This window comes from Litchfieldella rifensis, assembly GCF_042646605.1.
Classification (GTDB): domain Bacteria; phylum Pseudomonadota; class Gammaproteobacteria; order Pseudomonadales; family Halomonadaceae; genus Litchfieldella; species Litchfieldella rifensis.
Genome location: NZ_JBHRUG010000001.1, coordinates 39,111 through 62,932, shown reverse-complemented (window position 1 = coordinate 62,932; position 23,822 = coordinate 39,111). Strand labels below are relative to the sequence as shown.

General features: G+C 62.4%; 22 protein-coding genes. 20 read left to right on the top strand and 2 right to left on the bottom strand.

Annotation, left to right across the window (positions count from 1 at the left end):
• Nucleotides 1-108: 108 nt before the first annotated feature.
• The 10 genes from ACFOEV_RS00280 (at nucleotide 109) to fnr (ending at nucleotide 10,516) form a co-directional block, all read left to right on the top strand.
• On the top strand, nucleotides 109-3,885 hold the full coding sequence (locus ACFOEV_RS00280; RefSeq protein ID WP_386770414.1) for a nitrate reductase subunit alpha: 3,777 nt from the start codon (nucleotides 109-111) through the stop codon (nucleotides 3,883-3,885).
• Nucleotides 3,882-5,459: a nitrate reductase subunit beta gene (narH, locus tag ACFOEV_RS00275; protein ID WP_386770412.1), complete on the top strand. Its 1,578-nt coding sequence runs from the start codon at nucleotides 3,882-3,884 to the stop codon at nucleotides 5,457-5,459. The genes ACFOEV_RS00280 and narH overlap by 4 nt, the downstream gene beginning before the upstream one ends.
• Nucleotides 5,452-6,219, top strand: a complete 768-nt coding sequence (gene narJ / locus ACFOEV_RS00270; RefSeq protein WP_386770410.1) for a nitrate reductase molybdenum cofactor assembly chaperone — start codon at nucleotides 5,452-5,454, stop codon at nucleotides 6,217-6,219. The genes narH and narJ overlap by 8 nt, the downstream gene beginning before the upstream one ends.
• A 13-nt stretch (nucleotides 6,220-6,232) precedes the next feature.
• Complete coding sequence (gene narI, locus ACFOEV_RS00265) at nucleotides 6,233-6,910, top strand: respiratory nitrate reductase subunit gamma (RefSeq protein ID WP_386770408.1); 678 nt, start codon at nucleotides 6,233-6,235, stop codon at nucleotides 6,908-6,910.
• Nucleotides 6,911-7,065: 155 nt separating this feature from the next.
• Entirely contained in the window at nucleotides 7,066-7,878 is an 813-nt protein-coding gene (locus ACFOEV_RS00260; protein ID WP_386770406.1) for a peptidylprolyl isomerase, read from the top strand.
• A gap of 9 nt (nucleotides 7,879-7,887) precedes the next feature.
• On the top strand, nucleotides 7,888-8,466 hold the full coding sequence (gene moaB / locus ACFOEV_RS00255) for a molybdenum cofactor biosynthesis protein B (protein ID WP_386770404.1): 579 nt from the start codon (nucleotides 7,888-7,890) through the stop codon (nucleotides 8,464-8,466).
• Nucleotides 8,463-8,717 (top strand): hypothetical protein, encoded by a 255-nt coding sequence (locus tag ACFOEV_RS00250; RefSeq protein WP_386770400.1) that lies wholly within the window; start codon nucleotides 8,463-8,465, stop codon nucleotides 8,715-8,717. The genes moaB and ACFOEV_RS00250 overlap by 4 nt, the downstream gene beginning before the upstream one ends.
• Nucleotides 8,683-9,420 carry a Crp/Fnr family transcriptional regulator gene (locus tag ACFOEV_RS00245; protein ID WP_386770398.1) on the top strand — a complete coding sequence of 246 codons (738 nt, stop codon included), beginning with the start codon at nucleotides 8,683-8,685 and terminating at the stop codon, nucleotides 9,418-9,420. Before ACFOEV_RS00250 ends, ACFOEV_RS00245 begins: the two co-directional genes overlap by 35 nt.
• Complete coding sequence (locus tag ACFOEV_RS00240) at nucleotides 9,350-9,676, top strand: putative zinc-binding protein (protein ID WP_386770396.1); 327 nt, start codon at nucleotides 9,350-9,352, stop codon at nucleotides 9,674-9,676. The genes ACFOEV_RS00245 and ACFOEV_RS00240 overlap by 71 nt, the downstream gene beginning before the upstream one ends.
• A 48-nt stretch (nucleotides 9,677-9,724) precedes the next feature.
• Nucleotides 9,725-10,516: a fumarate/nitrate reduction transcriptional regulator Fnr gene (gene fnr, locus ACFOEV_RS00235; protein ID WP_386770394.1), complete on the top strand. Its 792-nt coding sequence runs from the start codon at nucleotides 9,725-9,727 to the stop codon at nucleotides 10,514-10,516.
• A gap of 278 nt (nucleotides 10,517-10,794) precedes the next feature.
• Here the strand turns inward: fnr and ACFOEV_RS00230 are convergent, their stop codons facing one another.
• Nucleotides 10,795-12,687: a DUF3413 domain-containing protein gene (locus ACFOEV_RS00230; RefSeq protein WP_386770392.1), complete on the bottom strand. Its 1,893-nt coding sequence runs from the start codon at nucleotides 12,685-12,687 to the stop codon at nucleotides 10,795-10,797.
• Between the two features lie 296 nt (nucleotides 12,688-12,983).
• On the opposite strand from ACFOEV_RS00230, the gene ACFOEV_RS00225 reads away from it, so the two are divergent.
• The gene (locus tag ACFOEV_RS00225) at nucleotides 12,984-13,931 is read left to right on the top strand and encodes a TerC family protein (RefSeq protein WP_386770390.1); all 948 of its coding nucleotides are present in this window, start codon (nucleotides 12,984-12,986) and stop codon (nucleotides 13,929-13,931) included.
• Nucleotides 13,932-13,978: 47 nt separating this feature from the next.
• Here ACFOEV_RS00225 and ACFOEV_RS00220 read toward each other — a convergent pair whose 3' ends face one another.
• Nucleotides 13,979-14,881 carry a LysR family transcriptional regulator gene (locus ACFOEV_RS00220; RefSeq protein ID WP_386770388.1) on the bottom strand — a complete coding sequence of 301 codons (903 nt, stop codon included), beginning with the start codon at nucleotides 14,879-14,881 and terminating at the stop codon, nucleotides 13,979-13,981.
• A gap of 105 nt (nucleotides 14,882-14,986) precedes the next feature.
• Here ACFOEV_RS00220 and ACFOEV_RS00215 point away from each other — a divergent pair, with 105 nt between their 5' ends.
• The 9 genes from ACFOEV_RS00215 to ACFOEV_RS00175 all read left to right on the top strand — a co-directional run bounded on the left by ACFOEV_RS00215 (nucleotide 14,987) and on the right by ACFOEV_RS00175 (nucleotide 23,218).
• Nucleotides 14,987-16,108, top strand: coding sequence for a muconate/chloromuconate family cycloisomerase (locus ACFOEV_RS00215; RefSeq protein WP_386770386.1), 1,122 nt, complete (start codon nucleotides 14,987-14,989; stop codon nucleotides 16,106-16,108).
• 61 nt (nucleotides 16,109-16,169) lie between these two features.
• On the top strand, nucleotides 16,170-16,460 hold the full coding sequence (gene catC, locus ACFOEV_RS00210) for a muconolactone Delta-isomerase (protein WP_386770384.1): 291 nt from the start codon (nucleotides 16,170-16,172) through the stop codon (nucleotides 16,458-16,460).
• Nucleotides 16,461-16,520: 60 nt separating this feature from the next.
• A complete protein-coding gene (catA, locus tag ACFOEV_RS00205; protein WP_386770382.1) occupies nucleotides 16,521-17,480 on the top strand; it encodes a catechol 1,2-dioxygenase in 960 nt (319 codons plus the stop codon).
• An 82-nt stretch (nucleotides 17,481-17,562) separates the two neighbouring features.
• Nucleotides 17,563-18,930, top strand: coding sequence for a Rieske 2Fe-2S domain-containing protein (locus ACFOEV_RS00200; protein WP_386770380.1), 1,368 nt, complete (start codon nucleotides 17,563-17,565; stop codon nucleotides 18,928-18,930).
• A gap of 36 nt (nucleotides 18,931-18,966) precedes the next feature.
• Nucleotides 18,967-19,458, top strand: a complete 492-nt coding sequence (gene benB, locus ACFOEV_RS00195; protein WP_386770378.1) for a benzoate 1,2-dioxygenase small subunit — start codon at nucleotides 18,967-18,969, stop codon at nucleotides 19,456-19,458.
• A 21-nt stretch (nucleotides 19,459-19,479) separates the two neighbouring features.
• Nucleotides 19,480-20,520: a benzoate 1,2-dioxygenase electron transfer component BenC gene (benC, locus tag ACFOEV_RS00190; RefSeq protein WP_386770376.1), complete on the top strand. Its 1,041-nt coding sequence runs from the start codon at nucleotides 19,480-19,482 to the stop codon at nucleotides 20,518-20,520.
• The gene (gene benD, locus ACFOEV_RS00185) at nucleotides 20,517-21,290 is read left to right on the top strand and encodes a benzoate diol dehydrogenase BenD (protein WP_386770374.1); all 774 of its coding nucleotides are present in this window, start codon (nucleotides 20,517-20,519) and stop codon (nucleotides 21,288-21,290) included. Before benC ends, benD begins: the two co-directional genes overlap by 4 nt.
• A 56-nt stretch (nucleotides 21,291-21,346) precedes the next feature.
• A complete protein-coding gene (locus ACFOEV_RS00180) occupies nucleotides 21,347-22,594 on the top strand; it encodes a benzoate/H(+) symporter BenE family transporter (RefSeq protein WP_386770372.1) in 1,248 nt (415 codons plus the stop codon).
• Between the two features lie 168 nt (nucleotides 22,595-22,762).
• Nucleotides 22,763-23,218, top strand: coding sequence for an aminoacyl-tRNA deacylase (locus ACFOEV_RS00175; RefSeq protein WP_386770370.1), 456 nt, complete (start codon nucleotides 22,763-22,765; stop codon nucleotides 23,216-23,218).
• Nucleotides 23,219-23,822: the final 604 nt, after the last annotated feature.

Sequence of the window (23,822 nt, the reverse complement as noted above, 5' to 3'; positions counted from 1 at the left end):
CGGGTATATGGAGGTAACCGGGCAGTAATTCGCCGATCGATCTCCCAGAATCCTTATCAGGAGCCGCCTCGAGCGGTCGCCCATTGATGAGGAGCCTGGAGATCGACCATGAGTCATTTCATTGACCGGCTGAATTTCTTTCGCAAGACGCGCGAGCCCTTCGCCAACGACCATGGTGAGGTTCGCGACGAATCCCGCGCCTGGGAAGACGGTTATCGCGCCCGTTGGCAACACGACAAGATCGTGCGCAGCACCCACGGGGTGAACTGCACCGGCTCATGCAGCTGGAAGATCTATGTCAAGAACGGCCTGGTCACCTGGGAGACCCAGCAGACCGACTACCCGCGCACCCGCCCCGACCTGCCCAACCACGAGCCGCGCGGTTGTCCGCGGGGTGCCAGCTACTCCTGGTACCTGTACAGCGCCAACCGCTTGAAGCATCCGATGATCCGCAAGCCGCTGCTGGCGCTGTGGCGCGAGGCGAAGCGGGAGAAGGGCGATCCGGTCGAGGCTTGGGCGTCGATCGTCGAGGACCCGGCCAAGACCAAACAGTACAAGCGCGCCCGCGGCATGGGCGGCTTCGTGCGTGCCGACTGGGACGAGCTCAACGAGCTGATCGCCGCTTCCAACGTCTATACCGCCAAGCAGTACGGACCCGACCGCATCCTCGGTTTCTCGCCGATTCCGGCCATGTCGATGGTTTCCTACGCCGCGGGCAGCCGCTACCTGTCGCTGATCGGTGGCGTGTGCATGAGCTTCTACGACTGGTACTGCGACCTGCCGCCAGCCTCGCCGATGACCTGGGGCGAGCAGACCGACGTGCCCGAATCCGCCGACTGGTACAACTCCGGCTACATCATTGCCTGGGGCTCCAACGTGCCCCAGACCCGTACCCCCGACGCTCATTTCTTCACCGAGGTGCGCTACAAGGGCACCAAGACCGTGTCCATCACACCGGACTATGCCGAGGTCTCCAAACTGACCGACGAATGGCTCTCTGCCAAGCAGGGCACCGACGCCGCACTGGCCATGGCCATGGGCCATGTGATCCTCAAGCAGTTCCACCTCGACAAGCCCAGCGCCTACTTCACCGACTATGTGCGTCGCTACACCGACATGCCGTTCCTGGTCGAGCTCGAGAAGCGTGACGACGGCAGCTTCGTACCCGGCAAGCAGCTCCGTGCCAGCGACTTCGCCGCCAACCTGGGCCAGGACAACAACCCCGAGTGGAAGACCGTGGCGTGGGACGAATTGTCCGATCGACTCGTCGTGCCACGTGGCTCGATCGGTTTCCGTTGGGGTGAAAATAGCGGCGAGAAGGAGGGCAACCAGGGCAAGTGGAATCTCGAGTCGCGTGATGCCGACGGTGAGGAGATCAAGCCGCTGCTGAGCCTGGCCGACAAGAACGACGATGTGGCCAGGGTGGCGTTCCCCTACTTCGGTGGCATTGCCCACGAGCATTTCGATCATGTGGCGGGAGACGAGCTGCTGTACCACAGCCTGCCCGCCAAGCGCCTGCAGAAGGCCGACGGCAGCGATGTGCTGGCGGTCACCGTATTCGACCTGATGTGTGCCAACTACGGCATCGATCGAGGGTTTGGGAAAGAGGGCGAGGACGACGGTGCCACGACCTTCGATCAGATCAAGCCCTACACCCCGGCCTGGCAGGAGAAGATCACCGGCGTGCCCGCCGAGCAGTGTATCCGTATCGCTCGCGAGTTCGCCGACAACGCCGACAAGACCCGCGGCCGCAGCATGATCATCGTCGGTGCCGGCATGAACCACTGGTACCACATGGACATGAACTACCGTGGGCTGATCAACATGCTGGTGATGTGCGGCTGCATCGGTCAGAGCGGCGGCGGCTGGGCCCACTACGTGGGGCAGGAGAAACTGCGTCCGCAGACCGGCTGGCAACCGCTGGCGTTCGGCCTCGACTGGACGCGTCCGCCGCGCCACATGAACTCCACCTCGTTCTTCTACAACCATTCCAGCCAGTGGCGCTACGAGAAGCTCGACGTCAAGGAGATCCTCTCGCCGCTGGCCAATCCGGCCGACTATAGCGGTAGCCTGATCGACTTCAATGTGCGCTCCGAGCGCATGGGCTGGCTGCCCTCCGCGCCGCAGCTCGGTACCAACCCGCTGCGCCTGGCGGAAGAAGCCAAGGCCGCCGGCAAGTCCACCGTCGACTATGTCGTGGACCAACTGACTTGTAATCAGTTGGCTTTTGCTGCGGAAGATCCGGACGACCCGCGGAACTTCCCGCGCAACATGTTCATCTGGCGTTCCAACCTGCTGGGCAGCTCCGGCAAGGGCCACGAGTACATGCTCAAGTACCTGCTGGGCACCCGTCACGGTATCCAGGGCAAGGATCTGGGCGTCGAAGGTCGCAGTAAGCCAGAAGAGGTGATGTGGCACGACGAGGCCCCCGAGGGCAAGCTCGACCTGCTGGTGACGTTGGACTTCCGCATGTCCACCACCTGCCTCTACTCGGATATCGTGCTGCCGACGGCGACCTGGTACGAGAAGGACGACCTCAACACGTCCGACATGCACCCCTTCATCCACCCGCTGACCGCGGCCACCGATCCGGCGTGGGAGTCGCGCAGCGACTGGGAGATCTACAAGGGCATCGCCAAGGCCTTCTCCCAGGTCTGCGTGGGGCACCTGGGCGAGGAGACCGACCTGGTCACCCTGCCACACCAGCACGACTCGCCCGCCGAGCTTTCCCAGCCCGAGGTCAAGGACTGGAAGAAAGGCGAGTGCGCGCCGATCCCCGGCAAGACCATGCCGGCATTGATCGAGGTCAAGCGCGACTATCCGGCCACCTACGAGCGCTTCACCTCGCTCGGCCCGGCGCTGGGCAAGCTCGGCAACGGCGGCAAGGGCATCAGCTGGAACACCGACAGCGAGATCGAGCTGCTCGGCAAGCTCAACTACGTCAAGCAGGAAGGGCCGGCCAAGGGCCGCCCGAAGATCGAGACGGCGATCGACGCCGCCGAGGTGATCCTGTCGCTGGCGCCGGAAACCAACGGCCAGGTAGCGGTCAAGGCCTGGGGCGCGCTGTCGAAGATCACCGGCCGCGACCATACCCATCTGGCGGTGAACAAGGAAGAGGAGAAGATCCGTTTCCGCGACGTGGTCGCCCAGCCGCGCAAGATCATCTCCAGCCCGACCTGGTCCGGCCTCGAGGACGAGCATGTCTCCTACAACGCCGGCTACACCAACGTCCACGAGTTGATTCCATGGCGCACGGTGAGTGGCCGCCAGCAGTTCTATCAGGACCACCCCTGGATGCGTGCCTTCGGCGAAAGCCTGCTGGTCTACCGCCCGCCCATCGACACCAAGGCGGTCAAGGGCTTCACGCTGCCGGCCGATAACGGTTTCCCGAGCAAGGCGCTGAACTTCATCACCCCGCACCAGAAGTGGGGGATCCACTCCACCTACAGCGACAACCTGCTGATGCTGACGCTCAACCGTGGCGGCCCGGTGGTATGGCTCTCCGAGGACGATGCCTTGGATATCGGCGTCGAGGACAACGACTGGATCGAGGTCTACAACGCCAACGGTTCGATCGCCGCGCGGGCGGTGGTCAGCCAGCGGGTCAAGAACGGCATGGTGATGATGTACCACGCCCAGGAGCGCAACGTGAACGTGCCGGGTTCCGAGGTCACCGGCACTCGCGGCGGCATCCATAACTCGGTGACGCGCGTGTGTCCCAAGCCAACCCACATGATCGGCGGCTACGCGCAGCTCTCCTATAGCTTCAACTACTACGGAACGGTCGGCTCCAACCGCGACGAGTTCGTCATGGTGCGCAAGATGGGGCGTGTCGACTGGTTGGACGGTGAGGGCAATGACTACGTACAGGAGGCCGTGAAATGAAGATCCGTTCACAGGTAGGCATGGTCCTCAACCTCGACAAGTGCATCGGCTGTCACACCTGCTCGGTGACCTGCAAGAACGTCTGGACCAGTCGCGAGGGCGTGGAGTACGCCTGGTTCAACAACGTCGAGACCAAGCCCGGGATCGGGTATCCCAAGGAGTGGGAGAACCAGCAGAAGTGGAAGGGCGGCTGGCTGCGTCGCAAGGACGGCAGGATCGAACCGCGTATCGGCGGCAAGTGGCGGGTGCTGGCGAACATCTTCGCCAACCCCGACCTGCCCGAGATCGATGACTACTACGAGCCGTTCGATTTCGACTACCAGCACCTGCACACCGCCAAGCAAAGCGATCATCAGCCGGTGGCGCGCCCGCGTTCGCTGATTTCCGGCGAGCGCATGAACAAGATCGAATGGGGCCCGAACTGGGAGGAGATCCTCGGTACCGAGTTCGCCAAGCGCCGCAAGGATGCCAACTTCGAACAGGTCCAGGCCGATATCTACGGCCAGTTCGAGAACACCTTCATGATGTACCTGCCCCGGCTGTGCGAGCACTGCCTCAACCCGACGTGCGTGGCGTCGTGCCCGAGTGGCGCGATCTACAAGCGTGAGGAAGACGGCATCGTGCTGATCGACCAGGACAAGTGTCGCGGCTGGCGGATGTGCATCTCCGGCTGCCCGTACAAGAAGATCTACTACAACTGGAAGACCGGCAAATCCGAGAAGTGCATCTTCTGCTACCCGCGTATCGAGGCCGGTCAACCGACCGTGTGCTCCGAGACCTGCGTGGGCCGCATCCGCTATCTCGGCGTGCTGCTCTACGATGCCGACCGTATCGAGGAAGTGGCCAGCTCCGCCGACGAGCGTGATCTCTACCACCGCCAGTGCGAGATCTTCCTCGATCCGCACGACCCGAAGGTGGTCGCCCAAGCGAAGCAGGACGGCATCCCCGACAGCGTGATCAAGGCTGCCCAGGCGTCGCCGGTCTACAAGCTGGCCATCGACTGGGGGCTGGCGCTGCCGCTGCATCCCGAATACCGCACCCTGCCGATGGTCTGGTACGTGCCGCCGCTGTCGCCGATCCAGTCCGCGGCGGAAGCTGGTCACGTCGAATACGACGGCGTGCTGCCCAGGATCGAATCGCTGCGTATCCCGGTGAAGTACCTGGCCAACCTGCTTGCCGCCGGCGAGGAGGAGCCCGTGGTGCTGGCCCTCAAGCGCTTGATGGCGATGCGCGTCTACATGCGCGGCAAGCATGTCGAAGGCCAGGCCGATGCCAGTGTGCTGGAGGCCGTGGACCTGACCGAAGCCCAGGTGGAGGAGATGTACCGCTATCTCGCCATCGCGAATTACGAGGACCGCTTCGTGGTGCCGACCAGCCATCGCGAGATGGCTACCGAAGCCTTCCCCGAGCGCGGCGGCTGCGGCTTCAGCTTCGGCAATGGCTGCCATGGCGGCGACAGCGAGGCGAGCCTGTTTGGCGGCCGCAAGCAGACCACCAAGCTGGTGCAGCCGGTCGACGTCTACGATCCGCAGGCCCAGAGCGATGACAAGAGTGAGGAGGTGAGTCATGGCTGAGGCGGCACTGCAAATCGAGCCCGTCGGCATGCGCAGCCTGCGTGTGCTGGCCCGCCTGCTCGACTACCCGACGCCCGAGCTGCAGGAAGCGGCGGGGGACATGATCGAGATCCTCGGCGCCGAGCGTCGCTGGTCCGCGGTACTGCGCACCGAGCTGATGGCCTGGTGCCAGCGCATCGCCGACACCGATCTGCTCGAACTGCAGGCCACGTACGTGGCCCAGTTCGACAAGGGGCGCGCGACCTCGCTGCTGCTGTTCGAGCACGTGCACGGCGAATCGCGCGACCGCGGCCAGGCCATGGTCGACCTGCTGGCCGAGTACGAGGCCGCCGGTTTCGAGCTCGACGCTCGCGAACTGCCGGATTACCTGCCGCTGTTCCTCGAGTACCTGTCCACACGCTCGGAGGCCGAGATCGCCCGCTGGCTGGGCGAGATCCGCCACATCCTGGCGTTGCTCGCTGCGCGGCTGGAAGAGCGTGATGCCGAACACGCCCGGGTACCGCTGGCGCTTCTGGCACTGATCGGTGCCGAAGCCGACGTCGATCGCTACCGCTCCAAGGTGTGCGAGGAGGAGCGCGACGATACGCCCCAGGCGCTGGACGCAGTGTGGGAGGAGGAGGCGGTGCGCTTCTCCGCCGCGTCCGACCAGGACTGCGCGCTGCAATCCGCCGAGGGGCGACGGCTGGCCGAGCGCAAGCGGGCGACCCAGGGCGAGGCGGTGCGCATTCTCGAGCCCGCCAGCTCCGCCCAGAAACGATAACCGGAGACCTGTCATGAATTATCTCGACTCATTACTGTTCGGGCTCTACCCCTACCTGGCCGGCAGTGTCTTCCTGATTGGCAGCCTGCTGCGCTTCGATCACGGCCAGTACGGTTGGAAGACCGGTTCCAGCCAGATGTTGTCGTCGAAGCATATGCGCCTGGCCAGCAACCTGTTCCATATCGGCATCATCACGATCTTTTTCGGCCACTTGGTCGGCTTGCTGACCCCGCACTGGGTCTACGCACCGTTCATGAGCGCCGGTACCAAGCAGGTGATCGCGATCGTGGTCGGTGGCATCGCCGGGGTGATGTGCCTGGTCGGCGGCGCCATGCTGTTCCATCGCCGCCTGACCAACGCCCGCGTGCGGGCCTCGTCCAGTCCCATGGACACGCTGATCATCGGTTTGCTGGTGGTGCAGGTGACGCTGGGCCTCGCGACTATCATTCCGGCGCTCGGCCATCTCGATGGCGGCGTGATGATCCGGCTCGCCCACTGGGCCCAGTCCATCGTGTTCTTCCAGGGCGGCGCTGCCGCGCATCTGGAAGGCATTGGCCTGATCTACAAGCTGCACATCCTGGTCGGCCTGACCATTGTGCTGGTATTCCCGTTCACACGTCTGGTGCATGTGTGGAGTGTACCGCTCGGGTATGTAACGCGGCGGTATCAGATTGTTCGCCGCCGGGCCTGAAAACTGGCTGTGCTCGGCCATACGTTGTTGGGGATCAGTTTAAAAATGCTCATTTACAAACTCGTAAACTCCGCTTTTTTCACTGATCCCCGCCTAGTCTGGCCTTCGCTCGCTCAGTTTTTCGAGATTGTTTCGAACTAATAAGGGACAACACCATGCAGATGATCGAGATCGAACAACTGCCGGGGAGCGTCATTCCCCCGCCCATCCAGGTCGGCGAGGCCACGATCAGTGAAGAGGCCATCGCCCGCGAGATGCAGTACCACCCGGCGGACAACGCCGGCAGCGCCCAGCTCAAGGCGGTCCGTGCCTTAGTGGTGCGCGAATTGCTGCGCCAGCGTGCCGCGGAACTCGGCCTGGACGTGACGGGAGAGGAGGAAACCGACCTGGTGATCGCCACACTGCTCGAAGAGGAGCTTGACGTCCCCGAGCCCAGCGATGACGACTGCCGCCGTTTCTATGCCGCAGCGCCGACCCGTTTCAGCGAACCTGGTCGGGTACGCGTGCGCCATGTGTTGCTGGCCGCCGCTCCTGACGACGCCGAGGCTCGCGATGCCCAGTACCGGCTCGGTCAGGAACTGATCGAGGCGCTTACGGCGGCACCCGGGCGTTTCACCGAATTCGCCCAGCGTCATAGCGCGTGCCCGTCGAGAGATGAGGGCGGTGAGCTGGGCTGGCTGGCGCCGGGCCAGACCGTCGCCGAACTCGACCGTGCCCTGCAGCACCTGCCCGAAGGCCTGCACGAGCGGCCGCTGGCCTCGCGCTACGGTTGGCACGTGGTCGTGATCGACGAACGTCGCGAGGGTCATGCGTTGCCCTTCGAGCGAGTCGCCGAGCGGGTCCGCCACACGCTGCGTGAACAGGCCACTCGCCGCGTCCTGCGCCATTATCTGCTGGCGCTCGAGTCGCGGACCGGTGTCGACGGTATCGCTCTCGATGATGAATCCGATAGCAGCCTGATGCAATAGGAGAGCTTGATGGCCCATGTTTCTGCAGACGCACCCTTCGTGCCGCTTGGCATCGCCGTGCTCACCGTCTCCGACACCCGTGGCTTCGCCGAGGATGGCAGCGGTGACCTGCTCGAAGCACGGCTGACCGAGACCGGGCATGACTTGATCGAGCGCCGCATCGTGCCCGATGACATCTACCAGATTCGTGCCGCGGTCTCGCAGTGGGTCGCCCGCGACGACGTCCAGGCGATCCTGGTCAACGGTGGTACCGGCTTCACCGCGCGTGACACCACACCGGAAGCGCTGACGCCATTGTTCGACAAGGCCATCGACGGCTACGGCGAGCTGTTCCGTCAGCTCTCGTTCGCCAGCATCGGCGCCTCGACGATCCAATCGCGGGCCGTGGCGGGCGTCGCCAACCGTACCCTGGTCTTCGCCATGCCCGGCTCGCCTAGGGCTTGTGCCATGGCCTGGAACGGCATTCTTGTCTCGCAGCTCGACGCGCGCACCCGACCGTGCAATTTCGTCGCCATGGTGCTGCCCGAGGCCGAGCACTGTGCCAGCCGTCAACCGGGCAGCAGTGCGACAGCCAAGGAGGGCGTATGAGTTGCGCCGAGCTCGGCACCGGTCTGCTCGACCTGGAGAGCGCCCGGGCACGCCTGATCGCAGCCGCGACCCCATCCGGCCTACGTGAATCCTGTCGTCTGGAAAATGCCCTGGACCGGGTGCTGGCCGAAGACCTGCACGGTAACCCGGTGGCCTCGCTGGTGGGCTGGCAACTGCTGGTGGCGGCCAACGACAGCGTCGAGGAGGGTCGCGACTATGCGTTCCTGCCCATTTCACAATTCACCGATTGATATCCTGGTCAAGCGCCGCTACCTGCGCGAGCTGGTGGCCGAGGTGCCCTGGCTGGGGCACCTCGATGAGCCCACCGCGGAAGACTTGCTGGACAGCGCCCAGGTGCAGGTCGCCGCTCAGCGTGAGTGGCTGTTTCGTCAGCAGGAGTCCGCCCACTGGCTGTATGTGGTGATCAGCGGCGGGGTACGCCTGGTCAGGATGGCCGGTGATGGACGCCTGGCCACCATCCGTTGCGTGGAACGCGGTGGCACCCTGGGCGAGTTGAGCATGGTATCCCGCGAGGGGGCCTACCTGTATTCCGCCGAGGCGCTGCAACGTACCCATGTGCTGGCGATTCCCACCGCGCACTGCCGCGAGATCCTGGAGAATGCCCCGGCCTGTCGTGCGGAATACATGAGCCGCCTGGCCCTGGAACTGACCGAACGGCTCGAGGATCTGGCGCTGCTGACCCAGGCCGATGCCATGGCGCGCCTGGTCAGTTACCTTCTGCGTCAGCTGTCGTCGGGTCGGTCGAAGGACCCCCAGGTGGTGCGCCTGACCATCCCCAAGTACTGGCTGGCCGCGCAACTGGCGATGACCCCGGAAACCCTGTCGCGGCTGCTGGGCCGGTTGCGCGATCTCGGGCTCATCCGTGTCGAGCGCCAGCAACTGGTCGTGCTCGACGATCGGCGACTGCGCGACCTGGCCATGCAAGATCATTGACCATACTCACCGCAGGAGGCTCGATGGTCCGCTCCGACTCCCGCTCCCGCCGGCACTGATCTATTCCTGTTCGGGCTGCTCCGACGTGGCTCAGTTGGCCAACGAGGTGGCCCTGCGCCTCGATCATGCCGGCGTCGCCGAGATGTCCTGTATCGCCGGGGTGACGTCCACCGAACACGTTGCCGAGCCGTTTACCCCACAATATCACCCCAGCTACCTCCAAAGGGTTATCGCGGCAGCCCTCAGCTCTATCTAGCATAGGTAGATAATGAGCGGGGAGCCCCGGACTGAGGAGAAACATGCCATGATCCGTATTGCCACACTGAGCGACGCGAAAAACAACTGCCGAAACTGTCGCCTGAGCTCCCTGTGCCTACCAGAGAACCTGGCCCAGTCTGACGTCAACAAGCTGGAAGGCATCGTTCAACGCCGCAAGCCGGTGGCACGGGGCACGTACCTGTTCCGGGTGGGGCAGCGTTTCAACTCGATATTCGCGGTGCGTACCGGGTCGGTGAAGACCACGAACCTACTGGCTAACGGTGACGAGCATATCTCGGGCTTCCACCTGCCAGGTGAAGTCATCGGGCTCGACGCAATCCTGACCCGCAGTCATCCCTCAACTGCCGTGGCCCTGGAGTCGACCAGTGTGTGCGAGATTCCTTTCAATGATCTGGAAACCCTGGGTGACCAGACCCCGGCACTGCAGCACCAGCTGGTCCGTATCATGAGCCGCGGGCTGCTCTCCGAGCAGAGCACTGCCCACCTATTGACACGCCGCTCGGCCGAGCAGCGCCTGACCGTGATGCTGCTCAAGTTCTCGGAGCACTTCGCCAACCGGGGCCTGTCCGCTAGCCGCTTCCGGCTGCCGATGTCGCGTCTCGATCTTGCCAATTACCTTGGCCTGGTCCCCGAGACCATGAGCCGTACTTTCCGTCGCCTGGAAGCCCAAGGCTTGGTGAGCATCACTGGCAAGGAAATCGAGATCATCGACTTCTACGGTATGAAGGAGTTGTCTTTCGGAGCCGGTGCCGATACGGCCAATGCCGCCACACCTGACCGAACTATCCATTTCAAATCATCTGGCATGTATCGCTGACCGATACAGTTTGCCAAAAACTGGCACGCCGGCATTGGCCGTCAAGCGCTGATGTCGATCCTGATGCTGCACCTCAAGAGTTCGTCAAAAACGCCTAGGCTTCGCCAGTCCGTCATGCTGTGGGGCTTGATGAAGGTAAATCCTAACAAACCGATATTAGCCAAAATACTCAGTTATCACCGGACACTGCCGGTCAATTTACCCATTTGTGTCACTGATCCGGGCCTGGAAAAGGGGCCTGAGGGTTGGTTTGGACGGGGCCTGGAGAGGCTCAATATTTACTTGTTCCTATGATTGTAAAATCTTGATAAGGCCTTCTGGGAGTCTCTAAGCATGGTTTCTGGAGGAAAATTTGTTTTGGAGGGGTTTAGTGATTTGTCCATGATCTCATATTGCCCAGTAGGGTAAGTGACGAACAAGTGCTTTTTGGTGACAATTGCATGATCTATGTAGCTGCCAGCAATCATCCACTCCTTATCATCCGGTATAAATAGATTGCTTCCAATGGAATAGGCTCTCGCTGGGGTCCGTGGGCATCCCAGTGCGGATTGCATTAGCGTTGAAGGTATATCGGTATGGGAAGTGCGGCGCGTAATTTTGGAAGGTGGTTTGCCAGGCCAGTATAAGACCATTGGCACTTTTAATTGAGCATCGCTGTAATTGCTGCCGTGACCCCAATAGTTTTTGCCGTTGTCGTTAAACTCCTCGCCGTGGTCGGAGGTCAGTATGACGATGGTGTTTTTAAGTAACTTGCGTTGTTTGAGATCATTCAGTACTCGACCAATGAGCTGGTCGACATAGCGAGTCGCGGTCTTGTAACGATTGAAGTAGGGGGTGGGATCGAAGTCCTGGTCGAGTGCAAGGTGGTTGATGGTTTCCCAGTAGGGCTCGATCCTGGGAAAGTCAGGCGGCACGCTGTAACCGTGGACAGACATATAAAACAGAAAACCGAAGAACGGTTCGGCATCGGCCCCACGCTGAGCGGTAAAATTCAGCCAGTCGTCAGTGATAAGCTGGTCTCGTTGCCAGGCTTCCTCACCGGGGGGAGTGAGGCGAATCCCGTCGATGCTGGCAAAAGCGGTACGGTGAAGTGCAGGGCTGATCAGCGTGCCGGCGGAGAGGATCTTGATTTCGTAGTTAAGTTCTTGCAGCCGCGCGATCCATGCTGGAGGCGTTTGTGTCGTCTCGAAGATATCCCAATAGGTGGGGGGAAGCCCATAAAACAGACTGAAGCCGCCCGCCTTGGTTGAATTCCCCCCACTATAATGGTTGGTAAATATTTGACTTGTCTCATCGGCAAATTCTGAGACGTTCGGCATCCAGCGTGGATCGAGCATGTCGGCTCGCAATGTATCCACAGCAATCATCAACACGTTGGGGCGGGTTTGAGGTGGCTGACACGCCAAAGGCCGGGTAGGGTAGTTGAGCCCGTCACTGGCGCGGAAGCTCGTCAACTCGCGAACCCGGCTCTCCTTGCGTGAGGCTTGTGCTCTTACCCATCCTTGGCCATGCAAAAACCGATTCGCCGTTACGGGGTAATATAACGGCACATGCCGGGTCAGTGATGTGATGCGGATATCGTAGGTGGCATCGGCCCAGGCATGCCAGCTGTGGGCGGCCAGTTGTGTCGAGAAAAATGCAACGAATGCAGCCCCTAACCAGCACACCCTGGGGCGTTTACGCGTTAGGCCGATGGCGATTGCGGCTTCTATCAATAACAGCGTGAATAGGGTTAGCGCGGCTGTCAGCCAGATCTGCCATGAAAATTCGAAGGTATGATCTCCGGCCTTGATGAGTGCTTCAAACATGAACCCCGATAAGTGGTACCGATACAAGCTATAGAACAGCGTGTCGGTAATCAGCAAACCCTGCGCCAGAGTGGCAACGATAATACATATTAGAATCAGACAGCTTCGCGGTACTATCAGTGCCAGAGACAGCAGAAATAACCCGGGCAACCATGCCAACAAGGTAAACTGTGCGATATAGACCAATCCCAGGTATAAGCCAGTCATGACGTCGGGAACGGACATCCAGCTTAAAAAGCGAATGGCGATTAGCCAGGCGATAGGCACATTGGCAAAGACAAACCAGGCGGCCCATCCCAGGCGTCGCCTTGTGGTGTCGGGTTCTGTTGCCCTGAACCGAGACAACGGCTTGATGACTCTCACGATAGGTCCTTCCCTAGGCTGGCATCTTCGGTAGTGATCCATAGCGCTTTATAGATGCCAATTATCTATGACAGCGGCATCGGCCCGGTGTTGCGGTGGGAACGATACCGCGCCGAGCAAGCTCAACCGCCGCGGGAAGTGATGGATGGACACTCTTGCATTGCAGAACACAAAACCTGGGCGAGGAATGAAACCGGCTGGGCAGGATCGATGTCGCTCGGTAGAGGGTCGTCGCGCTCATCGCGCGACGGCATGCTATGGGAAGCCGTTCGACGGGGAGGCTCGCAGGAATGAACATGGGCGAGAGTTGGTGGCTGTGGGGAGTCTTCGCACTACTCGTGCTGGCCATGCTGGGCGTGGACCTGCTAATGCGGGGTGACACCCACAAGGTGTCGATGAAGGAGGCCGCTGCCTGGTCGACCGTGTGGGTGCTGGTGTCGCTGCTGTTCGGTGCCGGGCTGTGGGCCTACCTGTACACCACCCAGGACATCACGATGGCCAACAGCAAGGCCACCGAGTTTCTCACCGGCTATCTGATCGAGAAGTCCCTGTCCGTCGATAACGTCTTTGTCTGGCTGACGCTGTTCAGCTTTTTCGGGATCTCCCCGGAACTCCAGCGTCGGGTGTTGATCTACGGCGTGCTCGGTGCCGTGGTGCTGCGCATCGTCATCATTCTGATCGGGGCCTGGCTGGTCAGAAACTTCGAATGGGTCCTCTATGTGTTCGGTGCCTTCCTGGTCTTCACCGGGGTGAAGATGGCCTGGGGCGCGAACAAGCAGTCGAATGTGGAGAACAATCGTTTGCTGCGCTGGATGCGTGGCCATCTTCGTATCACCCGGTCCCTGCACGGCAACCGATTTACCATCAAGGAGCAGGGCAAGCGCTGGGCAACTCCCTTGCTGGTGGTGCTGATCATGGTGGAAATCTCCGACATCATTTTCGCGGTGGACAGCATTCCGGCGATCTTCGCCATCACCCGCGACACCTTCATCGTGTTGACATCCAACATCTTCGCGGTCTTGGGGCTGCGCGCCATGTACTTCCTGTTCGCCGGTCTGGCTGAGCGCTTTTCCTTGCTGGATTACGGTCTGGCGCTGGTGTTGGTGTTCATCGGCATCAAGTTGCTGATCGAGCACTGGTACACCATTCCCATCGGATGGTCGCTGGCCGTGGTTGCGGTGGTGGTCTCGGGGACCATGGCGTTCAGCTGGTACTGGACCGACCGCCACGCCACCTCGTCGTGAGGGCGTTGTGCTGGAGGGCGGGCATGAATCGCCCGGACAGGAAAGCCTCAGGGATAGCGCCCGCTTCTGCGGTTCTCCACCAGGACCTCGAGGATGGCGTTGGCGTCCTGCATGATGGGGGAGGGAACCTCGCCCTTGCGTCGGCTGCAGATCACCGGCGAAGTGAAGCTCTTGTCGGCGAGATAAACGTAGACGATGCCGTCGCGCTGCACGCGTTTGACCTGTTCCGGCACCAGGGTGATGCCGATATCGGAGGCCACGAGTCCCAGCGCGGTCTGCAACTCGTTGGCCTCCTGCATCACGTTGACTTTCAAGCCGTGGCGGCGAAACAGCCCGAGGATGTTATCGGCCATGCTGGGGCGAGGCTTGGCAGGAAACAGGACCAGTGGGTAGCGGGCCAGATCTTCCAGCGTTGGCGTAGTTCCCTCCAAGGGGTGGCCGACCGGTAGCGCGGCCATGAGCGGTTCGTCGAACAGCACTTCCTGCTCCACGTCGGGATCGTCGATTCTCAGGCGGCCGAAGCCCAGGTCGATGCGTCCTGCCTTGAGTGCCTGGATCTGCTGGACCGTGGTTAGCTCCGCGAGGGTCAGCTCAACATTATCCTTTTGTCGCAATCCCCTTACCAGCAACGGTAACTGGCCGTAGAACACCGATGGCACGAAGCCGATGCCGAACATCATGCGCTTGCTGCGCGCCATGCGCCGCGTGGCCTCGAGGGTGGCATCGACTTTTTCGAGAATCTGCAGGGCATGCTGCTGGAAGAACTGTCCCGTGGCGGTCAGGCGCAGTCCCCGGGGTCCCCGTTCAAACAGGTCGGCACCGACTTCCGTCTCCAATTGTTTGATTTGTCGGGATAAAGGGGGCTGCGACATGTGCAGTCTCTCGGCTGCGCAGGTCAGGTTCAGCTCCTCGGCGACGACGCAGAAGTACCGCAGGTGTCGCAGCTCCATGATACCTCCAGGGTATGGCTGGGCACTCAAACAATATTGGTTCCGTCTTCTCGCTGCAATCAAACTGCCACTCACATCACCCGATTGGCGAAATTCGGAGCCCGCATGTCATCCGTGATCGAAACCATCCAGACGCTGCTGGTCGACCTGCCGACCATCCGTCCACACAAGCTCTCCATGACCACCATGGCGCGCCAGACCCTGGTCATCGTGCGTATGCGCCATAGCGACGGTATCGAGGGCTTGGGCGAAGGCACCACCATCGGTGGGCTGAGCTATGGCCCCGAAAGCCCGGAAAGCATCAAGCGCAACATCGACACCTATTTGGCGCCGCTGCTGATCGGTCAGCCTTCGGGCAATCTCAATGCGCTGCGCGCTCGGCTGGAGCGCCATGCGCGGGGTAACAGCATCGCCAAGTCGGCATTGGAAACCGCACTGCTCGACGCTCAGGGAAAGCGCCTGGGACTGTCGGTGGCCGAGCTGCTGGGTGGGGCGCGTCATGACCACCTGCCGGTGCTGTGGACGCTGGCCAGCGGCGATACCCGCAAGGACATCGACGAAGCCTTCCAGCGACTCGAGGATCGCCGTCACTGCGACTTCAAGCTCAAGATCGGTGCCAACGCCGTGGACCATGACGTGCGCCACGTGGCCGATATCAAGGCCGCGCTCGGCGACCGGGCCAGCGTGCGGGTCGACGTCAACCAGGCCTGGGACGAGGCCACCGCCGTGCGTGGCATCGCCGCACTGCAGGATGCCGGCATCGACCTGGTCGAGCAGGCCATCCCCGCTCGCGAACACGCCGGTCTGGTGCGTCTCTCGCAGCGTTTCCTGGTGCCCATGCTGGCCGACGAGGCGGTGCAGGACGCCCGCGATGGCCTGACGCTGGCGGCACGCGGCTTCAGTGGCGCCTATGCGCTGAAGATCGCCAAGTCCGGCGGGCTGCAGGGGGTTCTCGAACTGGCTCATGTGGCCCAGGCCGCAGGCATTGGTCTCTACGGCGGCACCCTGCTGGAGGGCACCATCGGTACCGCCGCTTCGCTGCATGCCTGGGCGACGCTGGGCGATATGGCTTGGGGCACCGAGATGTTCGGCCCGCTATTGCTCAAGGACGACATCGTCGTCGAGCCGCTGACCTACCACGATTTCGGCGTCGACCTGCCGCAAGGGCCAGGGCTTGGCATCACCCTGGATGAAGACAAGTTGGCTCACTATGCACGCAAAAACTGAGCACGCAAAAAACTGAGTCGCGCAAATAACGAGTCGCGCAGAGACTGAGGAGGAGAGACACATGCTGTTTCAGGTGGAAATGACCGTCAAGCTGCCGCCGGACATGCCGGCCGAGCAGGCCGCCGAGATCAAGGCAACCGAGAAGGCTTATTCGCAGGAACTCCAGCGTACCGGCAAGTGGCGTCATCTGTGGCGGGTGGCGGGAAGCTACGCCAACGTCAGCATCTTCGACGTCGAGGACAACGCCGAGCTGCAGGAGATCGTCAGCAAGCTGCCGCTCTTCCCCTACATGGAAATCAGCGTCAAGCCGCTGTGTCGCCATCCGTCTTCCATCCGCGACGGCGATCGCTGACTCCAACGACACGCCAGCCCCACGGTGAGTGGGCATAACGACAACGATGAGGGTAACACCATGAGCGTCAAGATCTTCGATACCCCTGAAGTGCAGGACTTCCTGAAGACCGTGGCCGGTTTCGACCAGGACGGCGGCAGCGAGCGCGGCAAGCAGATCATGCACCGCCTACTGTCCGATCTGTACCGGTTGGTCGACGACTACGACGTCACCCCCGAGGAGTTCTGGTCCTCGGTGAGCGTGCTCAACGCTTTGGGCGAGGGCACCCAGTTCGGCCTCCTGGCCCCGGGCCTGGGCTTCGACCACTACCTGGACATGCGCATGGACGCCGAGGACAAGCAGCGTGGCCTGAGCGGCGGTACTCCGCGCACCATCGAAGGCCCACTGTATGTCGCTGGCGCTCCGGAGGCCGAGGGCTTCGCACGCATGGACGACGGCACCGATAGTGACGCCGAGGTAATGTGGCTGACCGGCCAGGTACGTGATGTCGACGGCCAGCCGGTCGCCGGCGCCAAGGTCGAGATCTGGCACGCCGACTCCAAGGGCGGCTACTCCTTCTTCGACCCGTCGCAGTCCGAGTACAACCTGCGCCGCACCATCATCACCGACAGCGAAGGTCGCTACACCGCGCGCAGCATCATCCCCTCCGGTTACGGCGTGCCGGAAGGCTGCGCCACCGACCAGGTGCTCAAGCTGCTCGGTCGTCATGGTCAACGTCCGGCGCATATCCACTACTTCATCTCCGCGCCGGGTCACAAGCACCTGACGACCCAGATCAACCTGGCCGACGACCCCTACACCTTCGACGACTTCGCCTTCGCCACCCGAGAGGAGCTGGTGATCGAGGGCAAGCGCATCGAGGACCCCGCCGAGGCCGACAAGCGCGGCCTGGAAGGGCCTTTCACCGAGGTGGTGTTCGACGTCGAGCTGGCCAGGACCGACGCCCCCGAGCTGCAGCACCGCCACAAGCGCCCGCGCGCCTTGGAAAGCGAGGAAGCGGCGAGCCAGGCCAAGGTCTGAGACGTTCCGCTTTATCGATGCCCCTGACTGCCAGGGCCGGCATGAGTGGGGCCACCACGACAACAACCGAGGAGTTTGGATCATGACCGCACAGCTTGATCGACTCGAACAACGCGTCCGCGGTGCCGTCGTCGACGACCCCGAGAACGGCATCTTCCGCTGCCACCGCAGCATGTTCACCGACCCGGCTTTCTTCGAGCTGGAAATGAAGCACATCTTCGAGGGCAACTGGCTGTTCCTGGCCCACGAAAGCCAGGTGGCCGAGCCGGGCGATTACATGACCGTGACCCTGGGGCGCCAGCCTGTCATCATCACCCGCGACAAGCAGGGTGAATTGCACGCCCTGATCAACGCCTGCGCCCATCGCGGCGCCACCCTGTGTCGCAAGAAGCGCGGCAACAAAGGTACCTTCACCTGCCCGTTCCACGGCTGGTCGTTCAAGAACGACGGCAAGCTGCTCAAGGCCAAGAACGAGAAGACCGGGGCCTACCCCGACGGCTTCAAGCAGGACGGCTCTCATGACCTGAAGCGTCTTGCCCGCTTCGAGAACTACCGTGGTTTCCTGTTCGGCAGCCTGAGCGCCGATGTCGCCTCACTCGAGGAGTACCTGGGCGAGACCACCAAGGTCATCGACAACATCGTCGAACAGGCGCCGGAAGGCCTCGAAATCCTGCGCGGCACGTCATCGTATACGTTCAACGGCAACTGGAAGTTGGGTGCCGAGAACGGGGCCGACGGCTACCACGTCAGCACGGTGCACTGGAATTACGCCTCGACCATGGAGCGCCGCAACTACGATGCCGGTGGCACCAAGGCGGTGGACGCCAACGGCTGGTCGAAGAGCCTGGGCGGTTTCTACTCGTATGAGAACGGCCACATGATGCTGTGGACGCGCTTGCTCAACCCCGAGGTGCGCCCCGTCTATGCCCAGAAGGACTGGCTCGAGCAGGAATTGGGCGAGGCGCGGGCCGACTCCATCGTCAACCAGACCCGCAATCTGTGTCTCTACCCCAACGTCTACCTGATGGATCAGTTCTCTACACAGATCCGTGTGATTCGCCCCATCGCCGTGGACAAGAGCGAGGTCACCATCTACTGCTTCGCCCCCAAGGGTGAGTCGGAAGAAAGCCGCGCGCTGCGTATCCGCCAGTACGAAGACTTCTTCAACGTCAGTGGCATGGGCACCCCGGACGACCTGGAAGAGTTCCGCGCCTGCCAGAACGGCTACGCCGGCCTGGATGCTGAATGGAACGATCTCTCGCGCGGCGCCAAGCAATGGATCGAGGGGCCCGACGACAACGCCCGCGCCATCGACATGAACCCCTTGCTCAGCGGTGCCTCACCCGAGGACGAAGGCCTCTACGTGATGCATCACAAGCATTGGGTCGCGGAGATGCTGCGTGCCATCGACAAGGAACGCCGCCAGTTCATCGCCACTGCGTCCGCCTAAGCGTCACCGCGACTGTATTCAAGGGGAGAGCCCATCATGAGCATGAACTATCTCGACATTCAGGCCTTCGTCTATCGTGAAGCCCGCCTGCTCGACGACCGCGAGTGGGACGCGTGGCTCGAGTGTTACCGCAAGGACGTCACCTTCTGGATGCCGGCGTGGGATGACGACGATCGTCTGACCGAGGATCCGCAGCGCGAGATCTCACTGATCTACTACCCCAGCCGCGAGGGACTGGAGGACCGGGTCTACCGCATCAAGACCGAGCGCTCCGGGGCGACCAGCATCCCCGAGCCGCGCACCACGCACCAGGTCTCGAACCTGGAAGTGCTCTCCCAGGAGGGCGATACGGTGACGCTCCGCTTCAACTGGCACACCCTGAGCCACCGCTACCAGCAGACCAATGCCTATTTCGGCACATCCTTCTACACCCTGGACGTGTCCGGCGACGCGCCGCTGATCACTTACAAGAAGGTGGTGCTGAATAACGACTATATCCACCAGGTCATCGACGTCTACCACGTCTGATCCGGGGGGAGGAGAACGACCATGAGCTACACTATTGCCCTCAACTTCGAGGACGGCGTCACCCGCTTCATCGGCTGCAAGGCAGGGGAGACGGTGCTCGATGCCGCTTACCGGCAGAAGGTCAATCTGCCGATGGACTGCTCCGACGGTGTCTGCGGCACTTGCAAGGGACACTGCGAACAGGGCGCCTTCGACATGGGGGACGAGTACCTGGAGGAGGCGCTCTCCGACGAGGAAGCCGCCGAAGGGCAGGTGCTGACCTGCCAGATGGTGCCGTCCTCGGACTGCGTCATCCAGGTGCCGGTGGCTTCCACCCTGTGCAAGACCGCGGTGGGCAAGATTGAGGGCACCGTGGCCATGGTCGAGCAACTCTCCGAGGACAGCATCGAGCTGGCCGTGGACCTGGACGACGATGATGGCCTGGCCTTCCTGCCCGGCCAGTACATCCACATCGACGTGCCGGGTGCCGGGGCGCACCGCTCCTACTCCTTCAGCTCGCTGCCGGGGGAGAAGCGTGCCACCTTCCTGATCCGCAACATCCCGAACGGGGTCATGAGCGGCTACCTGACCGAGCGGGCCGCCGTGGGCGATCGCCTGACCCTGACCGGGCCCCTCGGTAGCTTCTACCTGCGCGAGGTGAAACGCCCGGTGCTGATGCTGGCCGGTGGCACCGGGCTGGCGCCCTTCCTCTCCATGCTCGAGCAACTGGTCCAGAAACGGGAAGAAGGGAAGGGCTGCGACGTCCCGATCCACATGATCTACGGCGTCAACAAGGACGATCACCTGGTCAAGACCGACGCCCTGGACGCCTTCGCCGAACGGCTGCCGGGCTTCACGTACACCACGGTGGTGGTGGATGAGGGAAGCCGGAATCCGCGCAAGGGCTATGTGACCCACCACATGGACGCCGCGGTGATGCACGACGGTGACGTGGACGTCTATCTGTGCGGGCCGCCTCCCATGGTCGACGCCGTGCTCAAGCACTTCGACGCCGAGGGCATCGTGCCGCAGAGCTTCCACTACGAGAAGTTCACACCGAACCAGGTGGGGGAGGCCGCATGAACCGCTTCACGGACAAGGTGATGGTGATCACCGGCGCCGCCCAGGGCATCGGGCAGCGGGTCGCCGAGCGGGCCGGCGCCGAGGGCGCCCGCCTGGTGCTGGTGGACCGTGCCGACTACGTCCAGGAGGTGGTCGCCGAACTCGAGGCGCAGGGCATGGAGGCCATCGCCCTGCAGGCCGACCTGGAGACCTGGGAAGGCGCAGAGAGCGTGATGACCCGGGCCCGCGAGCGCTTCGGTCGCATCGACGTGGTGATCAACAACGTGGGCGGCACCATCTGGGCCCAGCCCTACGAACACTACACGCCCGAGCAGATCGAGGCCGAGGTGCGGCGCTCACTGTTCCCGACCTTGTGGTGCTGCCGCGCGGCACTGCCGCACCTGCTGGAGAGCAAGGGCAATATCGTCAATGTCTCCTCGGTGGCCACCCGTGGCCTGATGCGTGTGCCCTATGCCGCAGCCAAGGGTGGGGTCAATGCCATGACCGTGGCGCTGGCCTTCGAGTACGCCGAGCACGGCATCCGCGTCAATGCCACGGCGCCGGGCGGCACCGAGGCACCGTCGCGCAAGACGCCTCGCAACGCCTCCGAACAGACTGAGCAGGAGAAGGCCTGGTACCAGACCCTGATCGACCAGACCAAGGCCACCAGTTTCATGGGGCGCTACGGCACCCTGGACGAGCAGGTCGGCCCGATCCTGTTCCTGGCCTCCGACGACGCCAGCTACGTCACCGGGACCGTGGTGCCGGTGGCGGGCGGCGACCTGGGCTAGAAGCCTGTCGGACCGAACACCCTGATTCCAAAGACAACAATCCCCTGGAGCACACCGTGAAGCATATAGAACAGGGCGTCGGGCTCATGTCCGCGCCCCGCGACTTCATCAGAGACCTCAACGCCGACAACTTCAGTGCCGGTCTAGTAGCCGGTATCTTCGGCCTCAGCGCCGGCATCATCCATATCAGTGCCGGTCTCGCCGCTGGGCTCTCTCAGGAATTCACCCTGATCTGGGTCATCAGCTATCTGATGATCAATGGTCTGTTCGGACTGTTCATGCCCGCCTACTATCGGCTGCCCCTGCCGATGGCCAACTCCATTCCCGGCGCCCTGCTGTTCGCGGCGATCATCCCGGTCGTGGGGCTCGAGGCCGCCCTGGGGGCGACGCTGATCGCCGGGGCCATCTCGCTGGTCGTCGGCCTGGCCGGGTGGATGGGCATCGTCATGCGGCTGATCCCGATGCCCATCGTCATGGGCATGGTCGCGGGTGTCCTGCTCAAGTTCGGCACCAACATGGTGATGCCGCTGCAGGACGCCATGCTACCGGCCGTCATCATGATCCTGGCCTTCTTCTTCTCGGCACGCTTCCTGCGCCGGGTGCCGCCACTGGTGGTCGCCCTGCTGGTGGGTATCGGCTACATGGGCTTCTCCGGGGCCGACTTCTCAGGCGTGGAGTTCTCGGTGAAGTTCCCCGAGGTCATCATGCCCACTTTCACCCTCGAAGCCTTCCTGGCCTACGGGCTGCCCCTGGCGCTGATCCTGGTGGGCATGGAGACGCCGGCCGGCGTGGGTCTGGTCAAGGGCATGGGCTTCAAGAGTGCGCCGGCCAACGCCATCACCGCCGTGGGTGGGCTTGGCACCATGGTCTCGGCCTTCTTCAACCTGCACAGCACCTGCATCGCGGCGCCGATGACCGGTATCTGTTCCGGGCCGGAAGCCGGCAGCCACGACAAGCGCTGGGTGGCGGCCGTCATCGTCGGCATCATCTTCGTCGTGGCGGCTCCCTTCTATGGTTTCGTGTTCAGCCTGATCGAGGCCATGCCGTCCTACTTCATCGCCATTATCGCCGGTTTGGCACTGCTGCGCGTGATCGGCTCGGCGATGCACATGACCTTCTCCGGCAAGCATGAGGTGGGCGCGATGTTCTCCTTCCTGATCGCTGTCTCCGGCTTGCAGATTCTCGGGATAGGCGCCTCCTTCTGGGCACTGGTACTGGGGGCGGGGATCTCCATGCTCGTCGAGTTCAGGGACTTCGACTTCTCCAGCAAGAAGGAAGCAACCAAGGAAGTGAAGACCGCCTGAAGGGGCAGCCGATTCCTCCTAATCCTCCTTGGCCCGTGTCTTGCCTACGCAGCACGGGCTTTTTTTCGTTCACCTAAAAGGCGTGGGAAGCGCAGCCTCCCCATCGTCGGCGACGTTGTCTAGGCTTATCGATAGGCCCCTCGAACGACCCTTGGGAGGGTGATTCCCATGTCCATGGAGCGCGTCAAACGCTTTCTCGACGATAACGGCGTGAAATACGTCATACAGCAGCATTCTCCGGCCTATACCGCCCAGGAGGTCGCCGAGGCGGCCCATGTGCCCGGTCGGCATTTCGCCAAGTGCGTTATGGTCGAGATCGATGGTCGTCTCGCCCTGACGGTCCTGCCGGCCACTGATCGCATCGACCTGCAGCGGCTGGCCCGTGCCGTCGGTGCCCAGTCCGTCGAACTGGCAAAGGAGGCGGACTTCCAGGACCGTTTCCCCGATTGCGAGCCCGGGGCGATGCCGCCCTTCGGCAATCTCTTCGATCTGGAAGTCTTCGTCTCGCCACACCTGGCCGAGGCCGACCTCATCTCCTTCAATGCCGGCAGCCATCGTGAGGTCATGCAGCTCGCCTACAGCGCGTTCCACCGGCTCGTGAACCCGGCGGAAGTGGCGATGTAAGACAGACTCATCCCTTATGCTTTTGTCGCAATTTAGCGCGCTAACAGTGATTGTCTGGCGTGTAAAAACGGGCGCCGGACAGTCGAGCGTGATGCCGACAGGCCGGGTATATCGGCGTTATCGGAAGACACAAGCCGACCTATCACTGGTAGCGGTCCGCATGAGCCTGCGTATCTGCATGATTGCATTGAAGAAAGCGGCGGCTTGCTGAGGGAGGGTGGGGTCGCAAGCCCACTCGGGGAAATGGCGTGAGCCGAGGGGGCGATGATACCTCTCGGGTATGGTGGCGAACTCAAACGATATTGGTGGCGGCTTGCCTCGGCCGCCAGAATCATCTGCAGAGACGGAAACGTATCGTCCACGACCCGCACTCAGGACGAGCCCCTGCCACTCCTTCCAAGGGGTTGATGCAGGTATAACGACAACGATGAGGCAATGAGCATGACCGTCAACCAGTACCTCGAACCCCCAGACATCCAGGCTGTTTCCCACGCCGGTACAGGTGGCGATCCGCATCTCGATGATCCGCTGGATGCCGAGACCTGATCGCACCGGTTTCGTAAAGCATTCCCGACCCGACACAAGCCATATTCCCTCGCTGCCC